The sequence below is a fragment of the Thermosynechococcus sp. HY213 genome (genome assembly GCF_031460975.1).
Classification (GTDB): domain Bacteria; phylum Cyanobacteriota; class Cyanobacteriia; order Thermosynechococcales; family Thermosynechococcaceae; genus Thermosynechococcus.
Genome location: NZ_JAVKVB010000004.1, coordinates 182,086 through 196,933, shown reverse-complemented (window position 1 = coordinate 196,933; position 14,848 = coordinate 182,086). Strand labels below are relative to the sequence as shown.

General features: G+C 55.3%; 12 protein-coding genes. 5 read left to right on the top strand and 7 right to left on the bottom strand.

The genetic code is table 11. From position 1 onward, the window contains the following. The first annotated feature begins 123 nt into the window (after nucleotides 1–123). From pheT to RHK62_RS02170, 3 genes are read left to right on the top strand one after another with little or no spacing between them, the layout of a single operon-like run. A complete protein-coding gene (gene pheT / locus RHK62_RS02180; protein ID WP_310453203.1) occupies nucleotides 124–2,589 on the top strand; it encodes a phenylalanine--tRNA ligase subunit beta in 2,466 nt (821 codons plus the stop codon). A 9-nt stretch (nucleotides 2,590–2,598) separates the two neighbouring features. Beyond that, nucleotides 2,599–3,609 (top strand): biotin synthase BioB, encoded by a 1,011-nt coding sequence (gene bioB / locus RHK62_RS02175; RefSeq protein WP_206200876.1) that lies wholly within the window; start codon nucleotides 2,599–2,601, stop codon nucleotides 3,607–3,609. 60 nt (nucleotides 3,610–3,669) lie between these two features. Then, a complete protein-coding gene (locus RHK62_RS02170) occupies nucleotides 3,670–4,458 on the top strand; it encodes an E3 ubiquitin ligase family protein (RefSeq protein WP_302677196.1) in 789 nt (262 codons plus the stop codon). Here the strand turns inward: RHK62_RS02170 and rsmA are convergent. Both rsmA and eno read right to left on the bottom strand, forming a co-directional pair. Continuing rightward, nucleotides 4,435–5,229 (bottom strand): 16S rRNA (adenine(1518)-N(6)/adenine(1519)-N(6))-dimethyltransferase RsmA, encoded by a 795-nt coding sequence (gene rsmA, locus RHK62_RS02165; RefSeq protein WP_399377916.1) that lies wholly within the window; start codon nucleotides 5,227–5,229, stop codon nucleotides 4,435–4,437. The two genes, RHK62_RS02170 and rsmA, sit on opposite strands and share 24 nt — an antisense overlap. Before the next feature lie 3 nt (nucleotides 5,230–5,232). After that, nucleotides 5,233–6,513: a phosphopyruvate hydratase gene (gene eno / locus RHK62_RS02160; protein ID WP_206200874.1), complete on the bottom strand. Its 1,281-nt coding sequence runs from the start codon at nucleotides 6,511–6,513 to the stop codon at nucleotides 5,233–5,235. A gap of 226 nt (nucleotides 6,514–6,739) precedes the next feature. On the opposite strand from eno, the gene RHK62_RS02155 reads away from it, so the two are divergent. Further along, nucleotides 6,740–9,076: a heavy metal translocating P-type ATPase gene (locus tag RHK62_RS02155; RefSeq protein WP_302677194.1), complete on the top strand. Its 2,337-nt coding sequence runs from the start codon at nucleotides 6,740–6,742 to the stop codon at nucleotides 9,074–9,076. On the opposite strand, the gene RHK62_RS02150 is transcribed toward RHK62_RS02155, so the two are convergent. After that, the gene (locus RHK62_RS02150) at nucleotides 9,046–9,795 is read right to left on the bottom strand and encodes a pseudouridine synthase (RefSeq protein ID WP_310437955.1); all 750 of its coding nucleotides are present in this window, start codon (nucleotides 9,793–9,795) and stop codon (nucleotides 9,046–9,048) included. The genes RHK62_RS02155 and RHK62_RS02150 overlap by 31 nt on opposite strands. A gap of 149 nt (nucleotides 9,796–9,944) precedes the next feature. Between RHK62_RS02150 and RHK62_RS02145 the strand changes: the two genes are divergently transcribed. Then, entirely contained in the window at nucleotides 9,945–10,088 is a 144-nt protein-coding gene (locus tag RHK62_RS02145) for a hypothetical protein (RefSeq protein ID WP_206200871.1), read from the top strand. A 113-nt stretch (nucleotides 10,089–10,201) separates the two neighbouring features. Here RHK62_RS02145 and RHK62_RS02140 read toward each other — a convergent pair whose 3' ends face one another. The 4 genes from RHK62_RS02140 to RHK62_RS02125 all read right to left on the bottom strand — a co-directional run bounded on the left by RHK62_RS02140 (nucleotide 10,202) and on the right by RHK62_RS02125 (nucleotide 14,845). Continuing rightward, on the bottom strand, nucleotides 10,202–11,971 hold the full coding sequence (locus RHK62_RS02140) for an ABC transporter ATP-binding protein (protein WP_310453201.1): 1,770 nt from the start codon (nucleotides 11,969–11,971) through the stop codon (nucleotides 10,202–10,204). 27 nt (nucleotides 11,972–11,998) lie between these two features. Continuing rightward, entirely contained in the window at nucleotides 11,999–12,352 is a 354-nt protein-coding gene (locus RHK62_RS02135; RefSeq protein WP_206200869.1) for a hypothetical protein, read from the bottom strand. Between the two features lie 67 nt (nucleotides 12,353–12,419). Beyond that, the gene (locus RHK62_RS02130; RefSeq protein ID WP_315863516.1) at nucleotides 12,420–12,803 is read right to left on the bottom strand and encodes a YkgJ family cysteine cluster protein; all 384 of its coding nucleotides are present in this window, start codon (nucleotides 12,801–12,803) and stop codon (nucleotides 12,420–12,422) included. 5 nt (nucleotides 12,804–12,808) lie between these two features. After that, nucleotides 12,809–14,845, bottom strand: a complete 2,037-nt coding sequence (locus RHK62_RS02125) for a ribonuclease R (RefSeq protein ID WP_310453199.1) — start codon at nucleotides 14,843–14,845, stop codon at nucleotides 12,809–12,811. Between the last annotated feature and the right edge of the window lie 3 nt (nucleotides 14,846–14,848).

Sequence of the window (14,848 nt, the reverse complement as noted above, 5' to 3'; positions counted from 1 at the left end):
GCTCCCTATGGTCGCCTATCACCTCACTACCACCTAACCGCTTTGCGGTATAGGCGGAGCACTGCGGCGAATTTTGGTAGGCTGAAGAAGAATGGCAAAGTATGACGTTTTGTTGAGGATTCCATGCGGGTTTCCCTTCGGTGGCTACGGGAATTAGTGGCTGTTGATCTCGATGTGATGACTTTGGCCGATCGCCTGACGATGGCGGGGTTTGAAGTCGAAGAAATTGAAGATCGGCGCACATGGGCGGAAGGGGTTGTGGTGGGTCATATTTTGGCCTGTGAACCCCATCCCAATGCCCAAAAATTACGGGTCTGCCAAGTGGATGTGGGTCAAGGGGAACCCCGCACGATTGTCTGTGGGGCACCCAATGCCGCCGCAGGCTTGTATGTACCTGTGGCACTACCGGGGGCATATCTGGCCAAAATTGATCTGAAAATTCGACCGGCAAAACTGCGGGGCGTGAAATCTGAGGGGATGATTTGCTCCCTTGCTGAGTTGGGGCTAACCAAAGCGTCTGAGGGCATTCACACATTCGCTGATGCAGTAACCGTCGGGGAAGATGTACGTCCTCTCCTCGGCTTGGATGATGTGATTTTGCACCTGACCTCAACTGCCAACCGTGCGGATGCCCTGAGTATGGTAGGCATTGCCCGTGAAGTGGCCGCACTTACTGGTGCTCCCCTGACGCTACCCGCCCCAAAGGCGATCGCCCCCAAAAAGTCCCGTGCTAAGGTACCTGTACAGCTGGCGATCGCCGACTCCCAAGCCTGCCCTGCCTACTGTGGCACACTGATCACCAATGTCCAGATTGCCCCTTCGCCCCATTGGCTCCAGCAACGCTTAGAGGCTGCCGGTTTGCGTGCCATCAATAATGTGGTGGATATCACCAACTACATCCTGCTGAAGTGGGGTCAGCCCCTCCATGCCTTTGATTGGGATCGGTTGCAAGGGGTTGCTACCCAAACCCCAGTGAGTGTCGGCGTGCGTTTTGCCAAGGCCGGGGAAACCCTGAAAACCCTCGATGGTGAGCAGCGGGTGCTGAGTGCCGACAATCTCCTGATTACCGCCGGGGATGTGCCCGTTGCCCTTGCCGGAGTAATGGGGGGCGAAGAGACTGAAGTTTACGAGGGTACGCAGAATGTCTTCCTTGAGGCGGCACTCTTTGCCAGTCCAGTGATTCGGCGATCGGCTCGCGCCCAAGGATTACGCACGGAAGCTTCGGCTCGCTATGAACGGGGGGTGAACCCCGCAGAACTAGAGGCGGCCACCGCTGAAGCGATCGCCCTATTGACTGAAGTGGCTCAAGGGACAGTGACCTACACTACACTAGCGGATCAGCGTCCGCCCCTTGAGCGCACCCTCACCCTGCGGCTGGAACAAGTGCACCGGCTGTTGGGGGCCGTGGTTGCTGACGAAGCGGAGAGCGAGGAAGTCGCCTATTTGGACGCAGAGACCGTTGAAGAGCTACTCAGCCGTCTTGGCTTTCACCTCAGCCGTCAAGAAACCTTTGAGGACGAGTTAGTGGTGTGGTCGGTGACGGTGCCCCCTTACCGCTTCCGGGATATTGAGCGAGAGGTGGATCTGATTGAGGAGATTGCGCGGCTCTACGGTTACGACCGCTTTGAGGAAACCTTGCCCGCTCAATCGGAATTGGGAGCACTACCGCTGGAACTCACCCTACTGCGGGAGCTACGGGCGGCCTTTCGCGGGGCGGGTCTGACGGAATTGATGCACTATTCTTGGGTAAAAGGTGGTCAGCCCAACCAAGTGACCGTCGTGAATCCGCTAGTGGCGGAGTTTTCCTCGCTGCGTACGGATCTAATTACGGGTCTCGTCCAAGCCTTCCGCTACAACCAAGAACAGGGGAATCCGCCCCTCAATGGTTTTGAAATTGGCCGTGTTTTTGGTCAAGATGAAGAGGGTCTCTGGGAAAGCGATCGCCTTGGGGGCATCATCGGTGGCGATCCGTGGCAGGGGAAATGGGTACGCCGCTCACAGCAAGCCCAACCCCTCACATGGTATGAAGCCAAGGGGATTCTCGAGAGTGTCTTTCAGCGGTTTGGTTTGCATGTGGAATATCAGAGCGATCGCCAAGACGAACGCTTGCATCCGGGGCGGACGGCGGCCCTTTGTTTGAATGGAGAACGGCTCGGTATTTTTGGCCAGTTACACCCGCAGTATGCGGCGACCCTCGACCTGCCGGCGGCGGTGTATGTCTTTGAACTGGATCTGGAGGTATTCCTGAGCCGCCTTGAGGAACGCTATCGCCAGATTATCTTTCAGCCCTTTTCAACTTATCCCGCCAGCGATCGCGACCTCGCCTTTTTTGCGCCGGCGGATCTCACTGTGGCAGAACTCAGCCGCACCATTTGGAAAGCTGCAGGCGGGCGCGACTCCCTCCTTGAGAGTGTCGAGGTTTTTGATGAGTACAGTGGCACTGGTGTTCCCGAAGGGCAGCGCAGTTTGGCCTTTCGCCTCACCTACCGCGCCAGCGATCGCACCCTCACCGAGGCCGAGGTGAATGAATTACATCAGCGCATTCGCGACAGCCTTGTGGAAAAATACGCCGTGACCCTCCGTAGCTAAGAAAAAACCATGAACACAGTATTGACGACCGATTGGCAGCACCTTGCCGATTTAGCCCTTGCCGATGAATGCCTCAGCCGCGATCAAGCGCGGGCGGTGTTACAAGCCGCGGATACTGAACTCCTGAATCAACTGGCGGCGGCCTATCGGGTGCGCTACCACTACTGGGGGAATCGGGTACGGCTGCACTATCTGCTCAATGCCCAAAGTGGTCTCTGTCCAGAGGATTGCCACTACTGCTCACAATCAAAAATCTCCACGGCTGAGATTGAAAAGTATCCCCTGCTCTCGCAGGAAAAAATTCTTGCTGCGGCCGATCGCGCTGCCCAACTCAAGGCTGGTACCTTTTGCATGGTCATTTCCGGGCGATCGCCCAATGAGAAGGTCTTTGAGCAGGTACTTGCTGCTATTCGGGCAGTTAAGGAGCGCTATCCCCTGAAAATCTGTGCCTGCTTGGGCTTACTCACCGCTGAGCAAACGGCACGGCTAGCGGCAGCAGGCGTCGATCGCGTCAATCACAACCTAAATACCTCGGAAAACTTCCACGGCGAAATTTGCACCACTCACACCTTTAGCGATCGCGACCAGACCTTGGCCAATATCCAAGCCGCTGGAATTACAACTTGCTCTGGCGGCATTTTGGGTATGGGGGAATCCGATGACGATGTCATTGATCTTGCCCTTTCCCTGCGGCAGCGTCAGGTGACCAGTGTACCAGTGAATTTTCTGATTCCCATTCCGGGGACACCCCTTGGGACACAGCACAACCTCAATCCGCGCCACTGTTTACGCATCTTGGTGCTGTTTCGCCTATTATTGCCGCGTCAGGAGATTCGCATTGCCGGTGGCCGTGAAGTACACCTGCGATCGCTGCAACCCCTTGGCCTCTATGCTGCCAACTCCATTTTTGTCGGCGATTATCTAACGACCCCCGGCCAAGCCCCCCACCAAGACTGGCAAATGATTGCCGATGCTGGCTTTGTCCTTGAAGACCCCGAAGGGCGGGCGATCGCCCCATAACATAATGGGCTACCCATCGCTAAACTAGGGATTGGCGGCGCTACTGTTGCGGAGTCTCCGATGGGCATTTTTGGTGGCCTTTTGCTAATTGCGGCGATTGCCCTCTTTTTTGTACAGCGCCACTATCGCCTGAAGCTGCGTAGTCTTAAGCTAGCCACGCCATCCACCACGGCGGATCTCCATCAGCTCCAACAGCAGGTGGCGCAGGAAATTGGCGGTGGCAACCTACGGGAATATGTGAAGGTCTCTGGTCAGATTGTTGTCGATCAGCCCCTGATCTCGGAGTTAAAGCAGGTGCCCTGCGTCCATTACCGCATGTGTGTCAGCCGCGAGTATGAAGAACAGGTGCGCGAAACCGATAGCGAAGGCCGCACCCGCTGGCGCACTGAACGCCGCTCCGACACGATTAGCAGCAATAGCCAAACCATTCCCTTCCGCGTGCGCGATCGCTACGGCGAGATTGAAGTGGATCCGCGGGGGGCTGATATGGAAACAGTCCAAGTCCTCGATGAATTTCGACCCGCCAATAACACTGCCCGCTTTGGCTTTGGCAGCTTCCAAGTAAACGTGGGCAGCCTCACCTTTGGCAGTGGCAATACCATTGGTTATCGCTATCAGGAATGGATCACGCCAGTGGATCGGCAGGTGTTGGTCGTGGGCACCGCCAGTGATCAAACGGGCACGCTACGCATTGAACGTCCCACCGTCAAGGGACAAAAGTTCTTTGTCTCCCTGAAATCAGAAGACAGCCTGAGTCAAGACACCAGTAATGCCGTACTCTATTCAACCATTGGCGCTGCCGCCTGTGGTGGGTTGGGGATTTTGTTAATCTTGGTGGGGCTGCTGTAGGAGTTCACTGAGGGCTAGCCAGTCTTCCAAGCTAAGGGCTTCGGCGCGGCTATTGACATCTCGCCCCAACTGAAGCAGCGCTTGGCGCACTTGATCGGGTTCGACAAGGGACTTGAGGGCATTGGCCAGCATCTTACGGCGAGTGGCAAACCCCTGTTTCAGCAACGTTTCTAACCATTGGGGCGATCGCACCCTTGGCAGTGTCGCGTGGGGTCGCAGACAGATCACCACAGAATCCACCTTAGGCGGCGGCTGAAAGGCGCGGGGGGGCACTGCACAGACCGGCTCACAGGTGGCCAGAAATTGCACCCGTACGGAGAGGGCACCGTAGGCCTTGCTACCGGGGGTGGCCATCAGGCGATCGCCAATTTCTTTTTGCACCAGTAGAATCAACCGCTCAAAGGCCGGGCGACGCGGTCGGGCAATACTGCCAAGCAGATGCCCCAGTAACGGCCCTGTGATGTTGTAGGGGATATTGGCCACCACTTTGTGGCAGTTCAAGGGGGCTAAATCAACTTTGAGAATATCCCCCTCAATCAACTGAAATCGATCCCCGCTGAACCGCTGCCGCAACTTACTGCACAGATTCCGATCCAGTTCAACGGCCACCACCTCAGCACCACTGGCTAGAAGAGGGCGAGTGAGGGCACCCCAACCGGGACCAATTTCTAGGATGCGATCGCCCGCGTGCAGTTCAGCCGCTGCAATGATCTGAGCTAAAACCGATTCACTACGCAGCCAATGCTGGCCAAACCGTTTGCGGGCACGAATCACCTAGCGCGGCCCCAAGCCCACCGTGGGCGCATAGACTGCCTGATCCCCTAGTTCCGCTTCAATGCGTAACAGGCGATTGTACTTGGCAACCCGTTCACTGCGGCAGAGGGAACCGGTTTTAATTTGACCCGCACGGGTAGCTACAGCCAAATCCGCAATCGTGGTATCTTCGGTTTCGCCAGAGCGGTGGCTAATCACCGAGCGGTAGCCCTTGCGAGTCGCCAGATCAATGGTTTGCAGCGTTTCTGTCAAGGAACCAATCTGATTGAGTTTAATCAAGATGGCATTGGCCACGCCATTGTCAATCCCCCGTTGTAAGCGTTTGGGATTGGTGACAAACAAGTCATCCCCCACGAGTTGAATACGACTGCCAAGGGTTTCGGTCAAGAGTGCCCAGTGATCCCAGTCCTCCTCCTGCAAGCCGTCCTCAATCGAGACAATGGGATAGTTGCTCACCAATTCTTCATAGTAGCGAATTAACTCAGAGCCAGTGCGGCTGGCATTATCAAACACATATTTGCCGTCTTCATAAAATTCATTGGCGGCGACATCGAGGGCAAGGGCAACGTCAGTGCCGGGGGTGTAACCTGCGGTTTCAATCGCCTGAAGTAAAATATCCAAGGCCGCTTGGTTGGAGTCGAGGTTAGGCGCAAAGCCCCCTTCATCCCCCACCCCGGTCAGTAACCCCTTATCAGCTAGCACTTTACTCAGAGCGGCAAAAACCTCTGCCCCCCAGCGCAGTCCCTCCCGAAAACTAGGGGCACCAATGGGCATGATCATGAATTCCTGAAAGTCAATGTTGTTGGCGGCATGGGCACCCCCGTTGATCACATTCATCATCGGCACGGGGAGGACATTGGCCAGAGGCCCCCCCAAATAGCGGTAGAGGGGTTGACCGAGATATTCTGCGGCTGCTTTGGCCGTGGCAAGGGAAACCGCAAGAATGGCATTGGCGCCAAGGTTGGATTTGTTCTCACTGCCATCCAGTTCCAAGAGGCACTGGTCAATCACTGTCTGATCAAGGGCGTTGAGATCCACAAGGGCACTGAGAATCGTGGTTTCAATGTTTTCCACCGCTGTGAGGACACCTTTGCCACCATAGCGCTTGGGATCGCCGTCCCGCAGTTCATGGGCTTCAAAACTCCCCGTTGAGGCACCACTAGGAACCTGCGCCAGTCCAACAATGCCACAATCCAGTTCAACTTCTGCTTCTACCGTGGGGCGCCCCCGCGAGTCGAGAATTTCGCGGGCACGAATCGTTGCGATCGCCGTATCCATCATCTGCTTGTTCCTCAATATGCAGCTAGATTGTACGATAGATGCCCGATAAAACTGAAATGGCTTAAGGATGACCTAAGCTATAAAGTGTCCTGTATTGCATTGCCTTTCTTGTCTAAGACTGGTTTAATTTGACTCAATTTTGGTGTCTATCATCCACAATTGGGGGAAAACGATTACTAAGACTTTTAGCCAGCTTCACTTGCCCGACCATTCGTAGGAATCCATTATGACCACTATTGCCCGAAGTCGTTCCCCGCAGTCTGAAGTACTCACCCACCCTATCACCACAGAGACCGTTCACTATCAAGTTGTGCATTGGATTAGGGGTCGCTTTCGGATTCGCATTCCGCGCTTGGGCTTTGATGCTGAATATGGGGCACGGCTGCTCTACATTGTGGGCAGTTTACCCGCAGTGACAACGGCACGCATTAACCCCCCTGCCCGCTCCCTTGTGGTGGAATATAATCCCAAGCTCTTTGGGGAAGCCCTAGCAACGATTCAAGGGCAAATTTTTGAGTCGATTCAAGTGGCGGCCAATCCAGATCTTCCCGCCCTAAGTACTGAGAAGGCCACCCCTGCGGCGGAAGCTCACGAAATTAACTATTGGGAACGCTTGGGCTTACCGGCTCTGGGCTTGGGGTTGAGTGTGGCCTCCCTGATGGGGGTACCGATTCCCGGCTATGTGATTGCCAGTGTGGTGATTGCCGGGGCAATGCCGGTGTTTCGGCGAGCATGGGAAGCGATTCAAGAGGAGAAACAGTTAACGATTGACTTCCTCGATGGCTTGGCAATTTCCCTCCACACCATGCAAGGGCACTATTTTGCCCCCTCCTTTATGCTGGGTCTGATTGAGGGGGGGGAAGTGATCCGCGACCTCACGGCACGGGGATCGGAGCGCGCCAACCTTGATTTGCTGGATTGCCTCGGCAAAACCGCCTTTGTGGAACGGGACGGGGTTGAGGTTGAAGTTGAAGTGAAAGACCTTGTCGAGGGCGATCGCGTGGTTGTCTATCCAGGGGATCAAATTCCCGTTGACGGCATCATCCTGCGGGGTACAGGTCTCATTGATCAGTGCAAACTCACGGGTGAATCGGTGCCGGTAACGCGCAGCGAGGGAATGGAGGTTTTTGCGTCAACGCTGCTGGTCGAGGGGCAACTGGTGATCTTAGCGGAGCGAGTAGGCAACAATACCCGTGCAGGTGTGATTGTGAACTTAATGCAGTCGGCACCGGTGCATGACACGCGCATTGAAAACTATGCTGCCATGGTGGCCAACCAAGCCGTCATTCCAACCTTGGCCATTGGCACAGGTGTTGGCTTACTCTCAGGGGATCTCAATCGGGCGATCGCCCTGCTGACCCTTGACCTCGGTACAGGGATTCGGGTCTCGGTGCCTACCACGATTTTGTCGGCGCTCACCTATGCAGCCCAACATGGCGTTCTCATTCGCAGTGGTCGGGCGATTGAAAAACTGGCGCAAATTGACACGATTGTCTTTGATAAAACGGGCACCCTGACCCAAGGTCATGCTGGCGTGACGGATATTAAAGTCATGGATCCGCGCTTCAGTGCTGATGACATTCTCAGTATGGCCGCTAGTGCCGAGCAGGGACTCACCCACCCTGTGGCTGAAGCCATTGTCCGCCATGCTCGCGAAACCCATCAGCCCCTCTTTGACTGTGAAGACTGGGAATACCGCGTTGGCCTCGGTGTGGCCACAAAAGTGCGGGGTGTGGATCTGCGGGTGGGCAGCCGCCGCATGATGGAGCAGGAAAACATTTGCCTGATTGATCTCAATGAACGTTTCCCCGATCTCGATTCTGGGCGGGCGTCAATTGTCTATGTGGCCGGGGATGGGCGTTTGATTGGGGTGATTCTCTACAGTGACCCAATCCGCAATGAAAGTCCTGAAGTCATCCGTGAACTCAAGGGGGCAGGCATTACTCCCCATATGCTGACGGGTGACATTGGCCGCGTTGCCCGTGCGGTGGCCAAAGACTTAGGCATTGCCCCTGAGCATATCTACGCCGAAGCCTTCCCGGAAAAGAAAGTGGAGGTGGTGCGTGCCCTCCATGACAGCGGTAAAGTCGTGGCTTTCTGTGGCGATGGTATCAATGACTCTGCCGCTCTTGCCTATGCCGATGTCTCTATTTCCTTTGCCGGGGCAACCGATATTGCCCGTGAAACCGCCGATGTGGTGCTCATGGAGGATGACTTGCGGGGATTGACCCTTGCGATTCGGATTGCCAAGCAGGCAATGGAAATTGTCTGGCAAAATACAGCGATCGTGGCCATTCCTAATATTGGTGCGCTGCTGTCGGGGGTCTTCTTTGCCCTTGACCCGATTTTGGCGGTGGTTATTAACAACGGCACAGCCATCTTAGCGGAGTTGAATGGATTGCGCCCCTTGGCGGGTCCCGGTGGCTCGTTGCCCTTACCGCCCGTCAAAGACACACAGGAATTTCTTGCCGAATGGGAAGCCACCCATCCCGATCATCCGGTGCAGCATATTCCACCCAAAATGACTGGCTCTCAGGCTGAGCCTTCGCGGTTGGCTGGATAAGCAAGGGCGGCCAATTCACGGCGGCTGAGGGGGCGAACGGCTCTGGGGCGAAGATTGCCGAGGTGAACTGGGCCGATCGCGATCCGTTGCAAGGCAACAACAGGATAACCCAGCTGATCGGCCACACGGCGAATCTGGCGGTTGCGACCTTCGTGCAGGATGATTTCCAAGAGGGAGCGATCGCCCTCGGTGCGCAGGAGCTTAACGGCTGCGGGTAGTGTCATCACCCCGTCCAAGGGAACGCCCTCTCGCCAGTGTTGCAAGACCCCTTCCGTAGGCTGTCCCTGCACCCAAACGCGGTAGGTTTTGGGGATGTGATGGCGGGGATGACTGAGATAGTAGGTAAACGCCCCATCATTGGTGAGCAGCAGGGCACCGCTAGAGTCGGCATCTAAGCGACCCACAGGATGAAGACCGGCCACACCCTGATACCTAGGCGGCAAAAGATCCAAAACGGTGGTGCGCCCTTGGGGATCGTGACAGGTACAGAGAACCCCCTTGGGCTTATGGAGCAGCAGGTAGAGCCGTTGGGGTGGGCGGGGTGGGTTCAGGGGTTGTCCTTTGTATTCAATGCGATCGCGCGTGGGATCCACTTTGTCCCCCAATTTTGCCCGCTGACCATTCACGAAGACCTGACCACTGCGGATGAGTATTTCTGCATGGCGTCGCGAGGCCACTCCCCAATGGGCAAGGACTTTTTGTAATCGCTCAGTTGTCATAGGGGGTATAGTTGCTTTCTAGGATGTGGTGGCACTTTTGAGGGAAATCTCTATAGACCAATCGTTGCCACAGAGTTGCCAATCCCCGAGCAGAATTGGTAGAAAAGAACTGTCCAATCCTTGCCTAATTATCTGCCGTGAGGAGTTCTATGAAATTTCTTTACAAACTCGCCGCCTTAGGGTTAATTTTAGTGGGCTTTTCGACAACGCTGGTTGCCTGTGGTGGTGGCGGCGGTGGTACCGATAACCAAACGCCAACCGAGTCCCCCAGTCCGCAAACACCAGGGCAGTAGTTCCTTTTAGCTTTTAGCGATATTGTCTATTCTTAATGATACTGAAGCTAGGGGTAGCCGTCAGGGTTGCCCCCTTCTAATGGGAAATTGGCATTCTCCAGCAGGCGATCCAGTTATCCAAGGGAGCTTTCTAACTGATACTGCTGCCAAAGGGATTGATATAACCCCCCTGCTGCCACCAGTTCATCATGGGTACCCTGTTGAACAATGCGCCCTTGATCCATGACCAGAATGCGATCGCAGGTTGCCGCTGCCGACAATTGATGGGAAATAAAGAGCACCGTGCGTGTGCGCCGTTGTTCCCGCAGCACTTGCAAAATTTGGCTAGCCGTTTGGTTATCAACACTGGCCAAGGCATCATCGAGGACTAAAATCGGCGCATCCACCAGTAGGGCACGGGCTAAGGCGGTTCGTTGACGCTGTCCCCCAGAGAGGGTAATGCCCCGCTCGCCCACAAGGGTGTCGTACTGCTTAGGAAAGTTGAGGATCTCATTGTGAATTTGGGCTTGGCTGGCGGCGGCAATCACCTTTAGCTCCGTGGCATCGGGTTCGCCGTAGCGAATGTTGTTTTTGATTGTGGTGCTAAAGAGAAAGCTTTCTTGGGGCACGTAGGCGATCGCCCCCCGCAGATCAGCAAGGCGCAGCTGCGTAATGTCGATGCCATCCAGAAAAATCTGATTCGGGGCAATCTCCAAGAGTCGAGGCAGGGCACTGGCCAGTGTGGATTTGCCGCAGCCAATGGGGCCAACGATCGCCACCATTTCCCCTGCTTGAATTTCAAAACTAAGTTGATTGAGGGCAGGGGTGCGGCGATTGGGATATGTAAAAGTTAGATTCTGACAACGCAGGTGTCCCTGAACGCGATCGCGGGGTAAAGCAATGGCATCTGGGGCATCGGTAATGCGGGGTTCCACGCTCAAGATGGCTTCAATCCGGTCAATGCTCACTTCCCCCCGTTGGTAGGTGGTAATCGTAAAGCCCAAGAGTGCCGTCGGGAAAATGAGCCGCTCAATGTACAGCAGTAGGGCAATAAAATCCCCCACCTGAATTGTGTTGGCTGCAATCATGCGGCTGCCAAACCACAGCAAAATCAGCAAACTAAAGCTGACCATCCCCCCCAAGAGGGGAAAGAGAATGTTGCGAGTTTTAGCCAAGACCAAGTTATTGCGGAGTAAGTCTTGATTTAACTGGTCAAATTGGCGTTGTTCATTGGCTTCTTGGCTATAGATTTTAATCAGGGCAATGCCACTCATGTCCTCTTGAATGAGATCGCTGAGTTCCGCGAGGCTTTGTTGCACATCGAGCTGCTCTGCCCGCAGGCGATCGCTAAAGGTTTGGACAATAAAAAGAACCGCTGGATAAACGGCGATCGCCCCCAAGCTCAACCCCGGATGAATTGCCAGCATCACGGGCAGGGTCATACCGTAGGCAAACACGGTGTTCGCCGCACTCAAAAGGGCAAAACCCACCAGACGGCGAATATTATCCACATCACTGGTGGCACGGCTAATGAGATCCCCGGGGGTATTCTCCGCAAAGTAACTGGGTTCTAAACGCAGCAGATGCTCAAAGAGCCGTTGCTTGAGGTCAAATTCCACCAATCGCCCAGCACCAAAGATCCAGAGGCGCGAGGCCATGCGAATCAGCCACATCAGCGAGGCTAAGCCAATCAGCAGCAGGGCATAGAACACCACCCGCTGAAAGTCAAACTTGGCCTGCAATTCATCAACCGCAGTACCAATGAGCAGCGGCAAATAGGTGCCCAAAAGGTTGACGATAAAAAGCGCAACAATCCCCCCCCAAATTTTTGTTTGGTGAGGACGCAAATAGGCCAAGAGGCGACGAAAACGGCCAGAGCGGCCAGCCTTAGGAAGAGTAACCATATCCTCAACCTAACAGATGTTGTCCCCCTAGGGGGGAGCGCTTTCGAGAAACTGGTTGAGGTCTTCCACGAGACGATTTAGCTCTGCCTCTGTCGTCAGGCGCATGCGATCATCTCGCACGGTCAATAGAACCTTGGCGGCATAGGGATTGGGCCAGATATTGGGATTACAAAACACTTCGAGGAAGACCTCGCCCACGTGCTGATATTCCATGGCCGCTTGGGGAGACAGGGGAGTACCGCTGGCTTTGGCATGGGCGATCGCCCGCATGCGTTCCATTAAAGTCTGAATCTCTTGCCGTAGGGCCTCTGCGGCTGTCCGAGAGAAGCGAAAACTCACCGAGCCTTCGACCAAGTTCACCCGCATCCGATAGTCATCCATAGGCTCTGGCTGCACACAACTGTTGTCATTTGCTGTCATTATAGGTGTCCGTTCACAAAGGACAGCCCTAGGGAGCCTCCTCCCCCTGCGGGGGATCTACGCCCTGACCCACCAGATATTCATAGCGCAGCAGTTCAAAACTCCGCTCACCGTAGCGATCGTGAATGTGTTCGCAGCAGCACTGAATGGCAAACTCGTCTAGCTCCTCAGGCGTAATCCCATACAAATCCTCAAAGACTTCTGGCGTGACGCGGCAAAAGCGGGGGCGATTCTCGTAGATGCGGCAGCAGCGGCTGAGGGGGTCAAAGTGAATACACCAGCCATCGGCACCAATGAGGGATTGGTAGAGGGCAAATTCCTCTGCATTGAGAATGGTGGGCACTTCTGAGCGATCGCGCAACTCAAGGTAACAACAGGCGCCACACCCCTGCATGCATTGCCATTTTCTCATCGGGATCATGTTGAAGATAAAGCGACCGTTTCTGTTGAGGTCAGTGCATCTGGGGGCACTTCCTCCAGCCAAATTTGATCGCCTCGCGGATCAACCCGACTCACCCGCACCAGTACCGATTCTCCCAACTTTGCCTGCCGTTGAAAGCGCATGGCCAGTTCTAGCCCCAAATCCTCCAGCAGCACTAGCCCCAGTCCCTCCTCCGGACGCAACCAACGCAGCACAATGCCCCGCCACACCTCTTCGCGATGCCGCCGCAAGTACTCTAGGCACCAATAACGATTGGTCTGCCGCTCCACCAAAGCGGACTCCTGAACCGAAGACATCAGTCCCAATAAAATTTCATTGAGTTGTTCTGGTGTCAGGGGCGGCCTTTCTCCCCGCAGGTGGGCTTTAATCTGACGGTGTGCCAGCAGATCCGTGTAGCGACGAATCGGGGAGGTCACTTGGCAGTAGGCATCAAGACCCAGACTGGCGTGGGGATTGGGTTGGGTACTCATTTCACTGCGGGGCATACAGCGACGAATGGCACAGTCCCGCACCATTCCAGCGGGCAGTTGCAACAATTCCTCCTCTGGGGGCAGTTCTGGCGGTGATTGACTGCGAAAGGGCAGAGGGATGCCCTCACGGGCGCCAAAATGGGCGGCTACTTCACCGGCAAGAATCATCATTTCTGCCACCAGTTGGCGGGCGGGGGAGTCATGGAGGGGCGAGATTTCCACCTCTTCACCAGCCACTTTAATGTTGGGTTCAGGGATATTAATGCGAATCGCTCCCCGTTGTTGTCGCCACTCACTACGCCGCTGTCCCCATTGGGCGATCGCCAGCAGATCCGCTTCCCCAGTCACCCCCTGCTCCAAAATCATGTCCACATCGTCATAGCTCAGGCGATAGGTGGGGCGAATCCAACTGGGGCAAATTTCGTACTCCAGCACTTCGCCGTTGTCGGCTAAAAGAATGCCAAAACTCAGCGCACAACAGGTTTGTCCCGCGACCAAACTCATCGGTCCTGTGGCCAACTCCGTGGGAAACATGGGAATCATCCCCGTCGGTAGATAGACCGTTGTGGCGCGGCGGCGAGCCTCCTGATCCAAGACATCATCCACCATCACCCAGCGGGTGGGATCGGCAATGTGAATCCACAGCTTTTGGCGATCGCCCACGACTTCGAGGCTGAGGCCATCGTCAATTTCTTGGGTGCTTTCGTCGTCGATGGTATAGACCTTGAGATGGGTGAGATCGCGGCGCAGGGGAGCGTCAATATCTGTAGGGGGTGAGGTGAGGCGTTCATGGGCCACAGCAAGTACCTTGGCAGAGAATTCAACGTCAATTTGACTCCGGCGCAGGAACAGATTTTCGTGCTCTGACCAGAGGCCGAGATCCACCAACAGTTGGAAAGCGCCCAAGGGTTGGGTGGGACGCTGCAATTCACTGAGGAGGTCAATGGCTGCTTGGTGTTGGCCACTGGGTTCAATGGCTATAGCATAACGTTCTAACTGCTCAAGGCGTTTGCGATCGCTGGCAGACCACGCCACGGCTTCGCCCTTCAGGGCTTGGGTCAAATGTTCACGGAAGCTAACTTCCTCCGCCAAGCGTTGGGCTTCCCGCTCGCTTTGATGTTTGAGTTCTGCCACTTGGGCAGCCGGTCGAGGCTCGTAGGTTTCCCCCTTGAGCTTGAAGTAGAAACGATCCTCGCTAAGGAGATAGTAGGCCGCATAGCAGGCCACCGCCGATCGCTCCGAAAAAAGCAGCTCCGCTAGATCCGCTGGCGTAATGGGGCGGTTTTCCTCGCGGATAATTTCCCAAGCCACTTCTAGACTGTCGGCATCCAAGAGCGGCTGTACCTGCCGCCAAAATGTGGGAATCTCTTGGGGACGAAACCGCTCCTCGGGCACCGTAAAGGTCAGTTGGCGCGGATGAATGGTGTGGGCTTGTAAATGCTGATCAATGGCAATCCAATGCTTTTTACCTTCGGGGCGATCGATCACCGCCAAGCGACGCTGGTTATTGACCCGAAATTCAATGAGGGTGCCTTTCTCCACGGC

What these genes read in the sequence shown, in the direction of transcription:
- RHK62_RS02155 (WP_302677194.1), top strand. Translation starts at nt 6,740, where the DNA reads ATGACCACTATTGCCCGAAGTCGTTCCCCGCAGTCTGAAGTACTCACC.
- RHK62_RS02145 (WP_206200871.1), top strand. Translation starts at nt 9,945, where the DNA reads ATGAAATTTCTTTACAAACTCGCCGCCTTAGGGTTAATTTTAGTGGGC.
- bioB (WP_206200876.1), top strand. Translation starts at nt 2,599, where the DNA reads ATGAACACAGTATTGACGACCGATTGGCAGCACCTTGCCGATTTAGCC.
- RHK62_RS02170 (WP_302677196.1), top strand. Translation starts at nt 3,670, where the DNA reads ATGGGCATTTTTGGTGGCCTTTTGCTAATTGCGGCGATTGCCCTCTTT.
- pheT (WP_310453203.1), top strand. Translation starts at nt 124, where the DNA reads ATGCGGGTTTCCCTTCGGTGGCTACGGGAATTAGTGGCTGTTGATCTC.
- RHK62_RS02150 (WP_310437955.1), bottom strand. Translation starts at nt 9,795, where the DNA reads ATGACAACTGAGCGATTACAAAAAGTCCTTGCCCATTGGGGAGTGGCC.
- RHK62_RS02140 (WP_310453201.1), bottom strand. Translation starts at nt 11,971, where the DNA reads ATGGTTACTCTTCCTAAGGCTGGCCGCTCTGGCCGTTTTCGTCGCCTC.
- RHK62_RS02135 (WP_206200869.1), bottom strand. Translation starts at nt 12,352, where the DNA reads ATGGATGACTATCGGATGCGGGTGAACTTGGTCGAAGGCTCGGTGAGT.
- eno (WP_206200874.1), bottom strand. Translation starts at nt 6,513, where the DNA reads ATGATGGATACGGCGATCGCAACGATTCGTGCCCGCGAAATTCTCGAC.
- RHK62_RS02130 (WP_315863516.1), bottom strand. Translation starts at nt 12,803, where the DNA reads ATGAGAAAATGGCAATGCATGCAGGGGTGTGGCGCCTGTTGTTACCTT.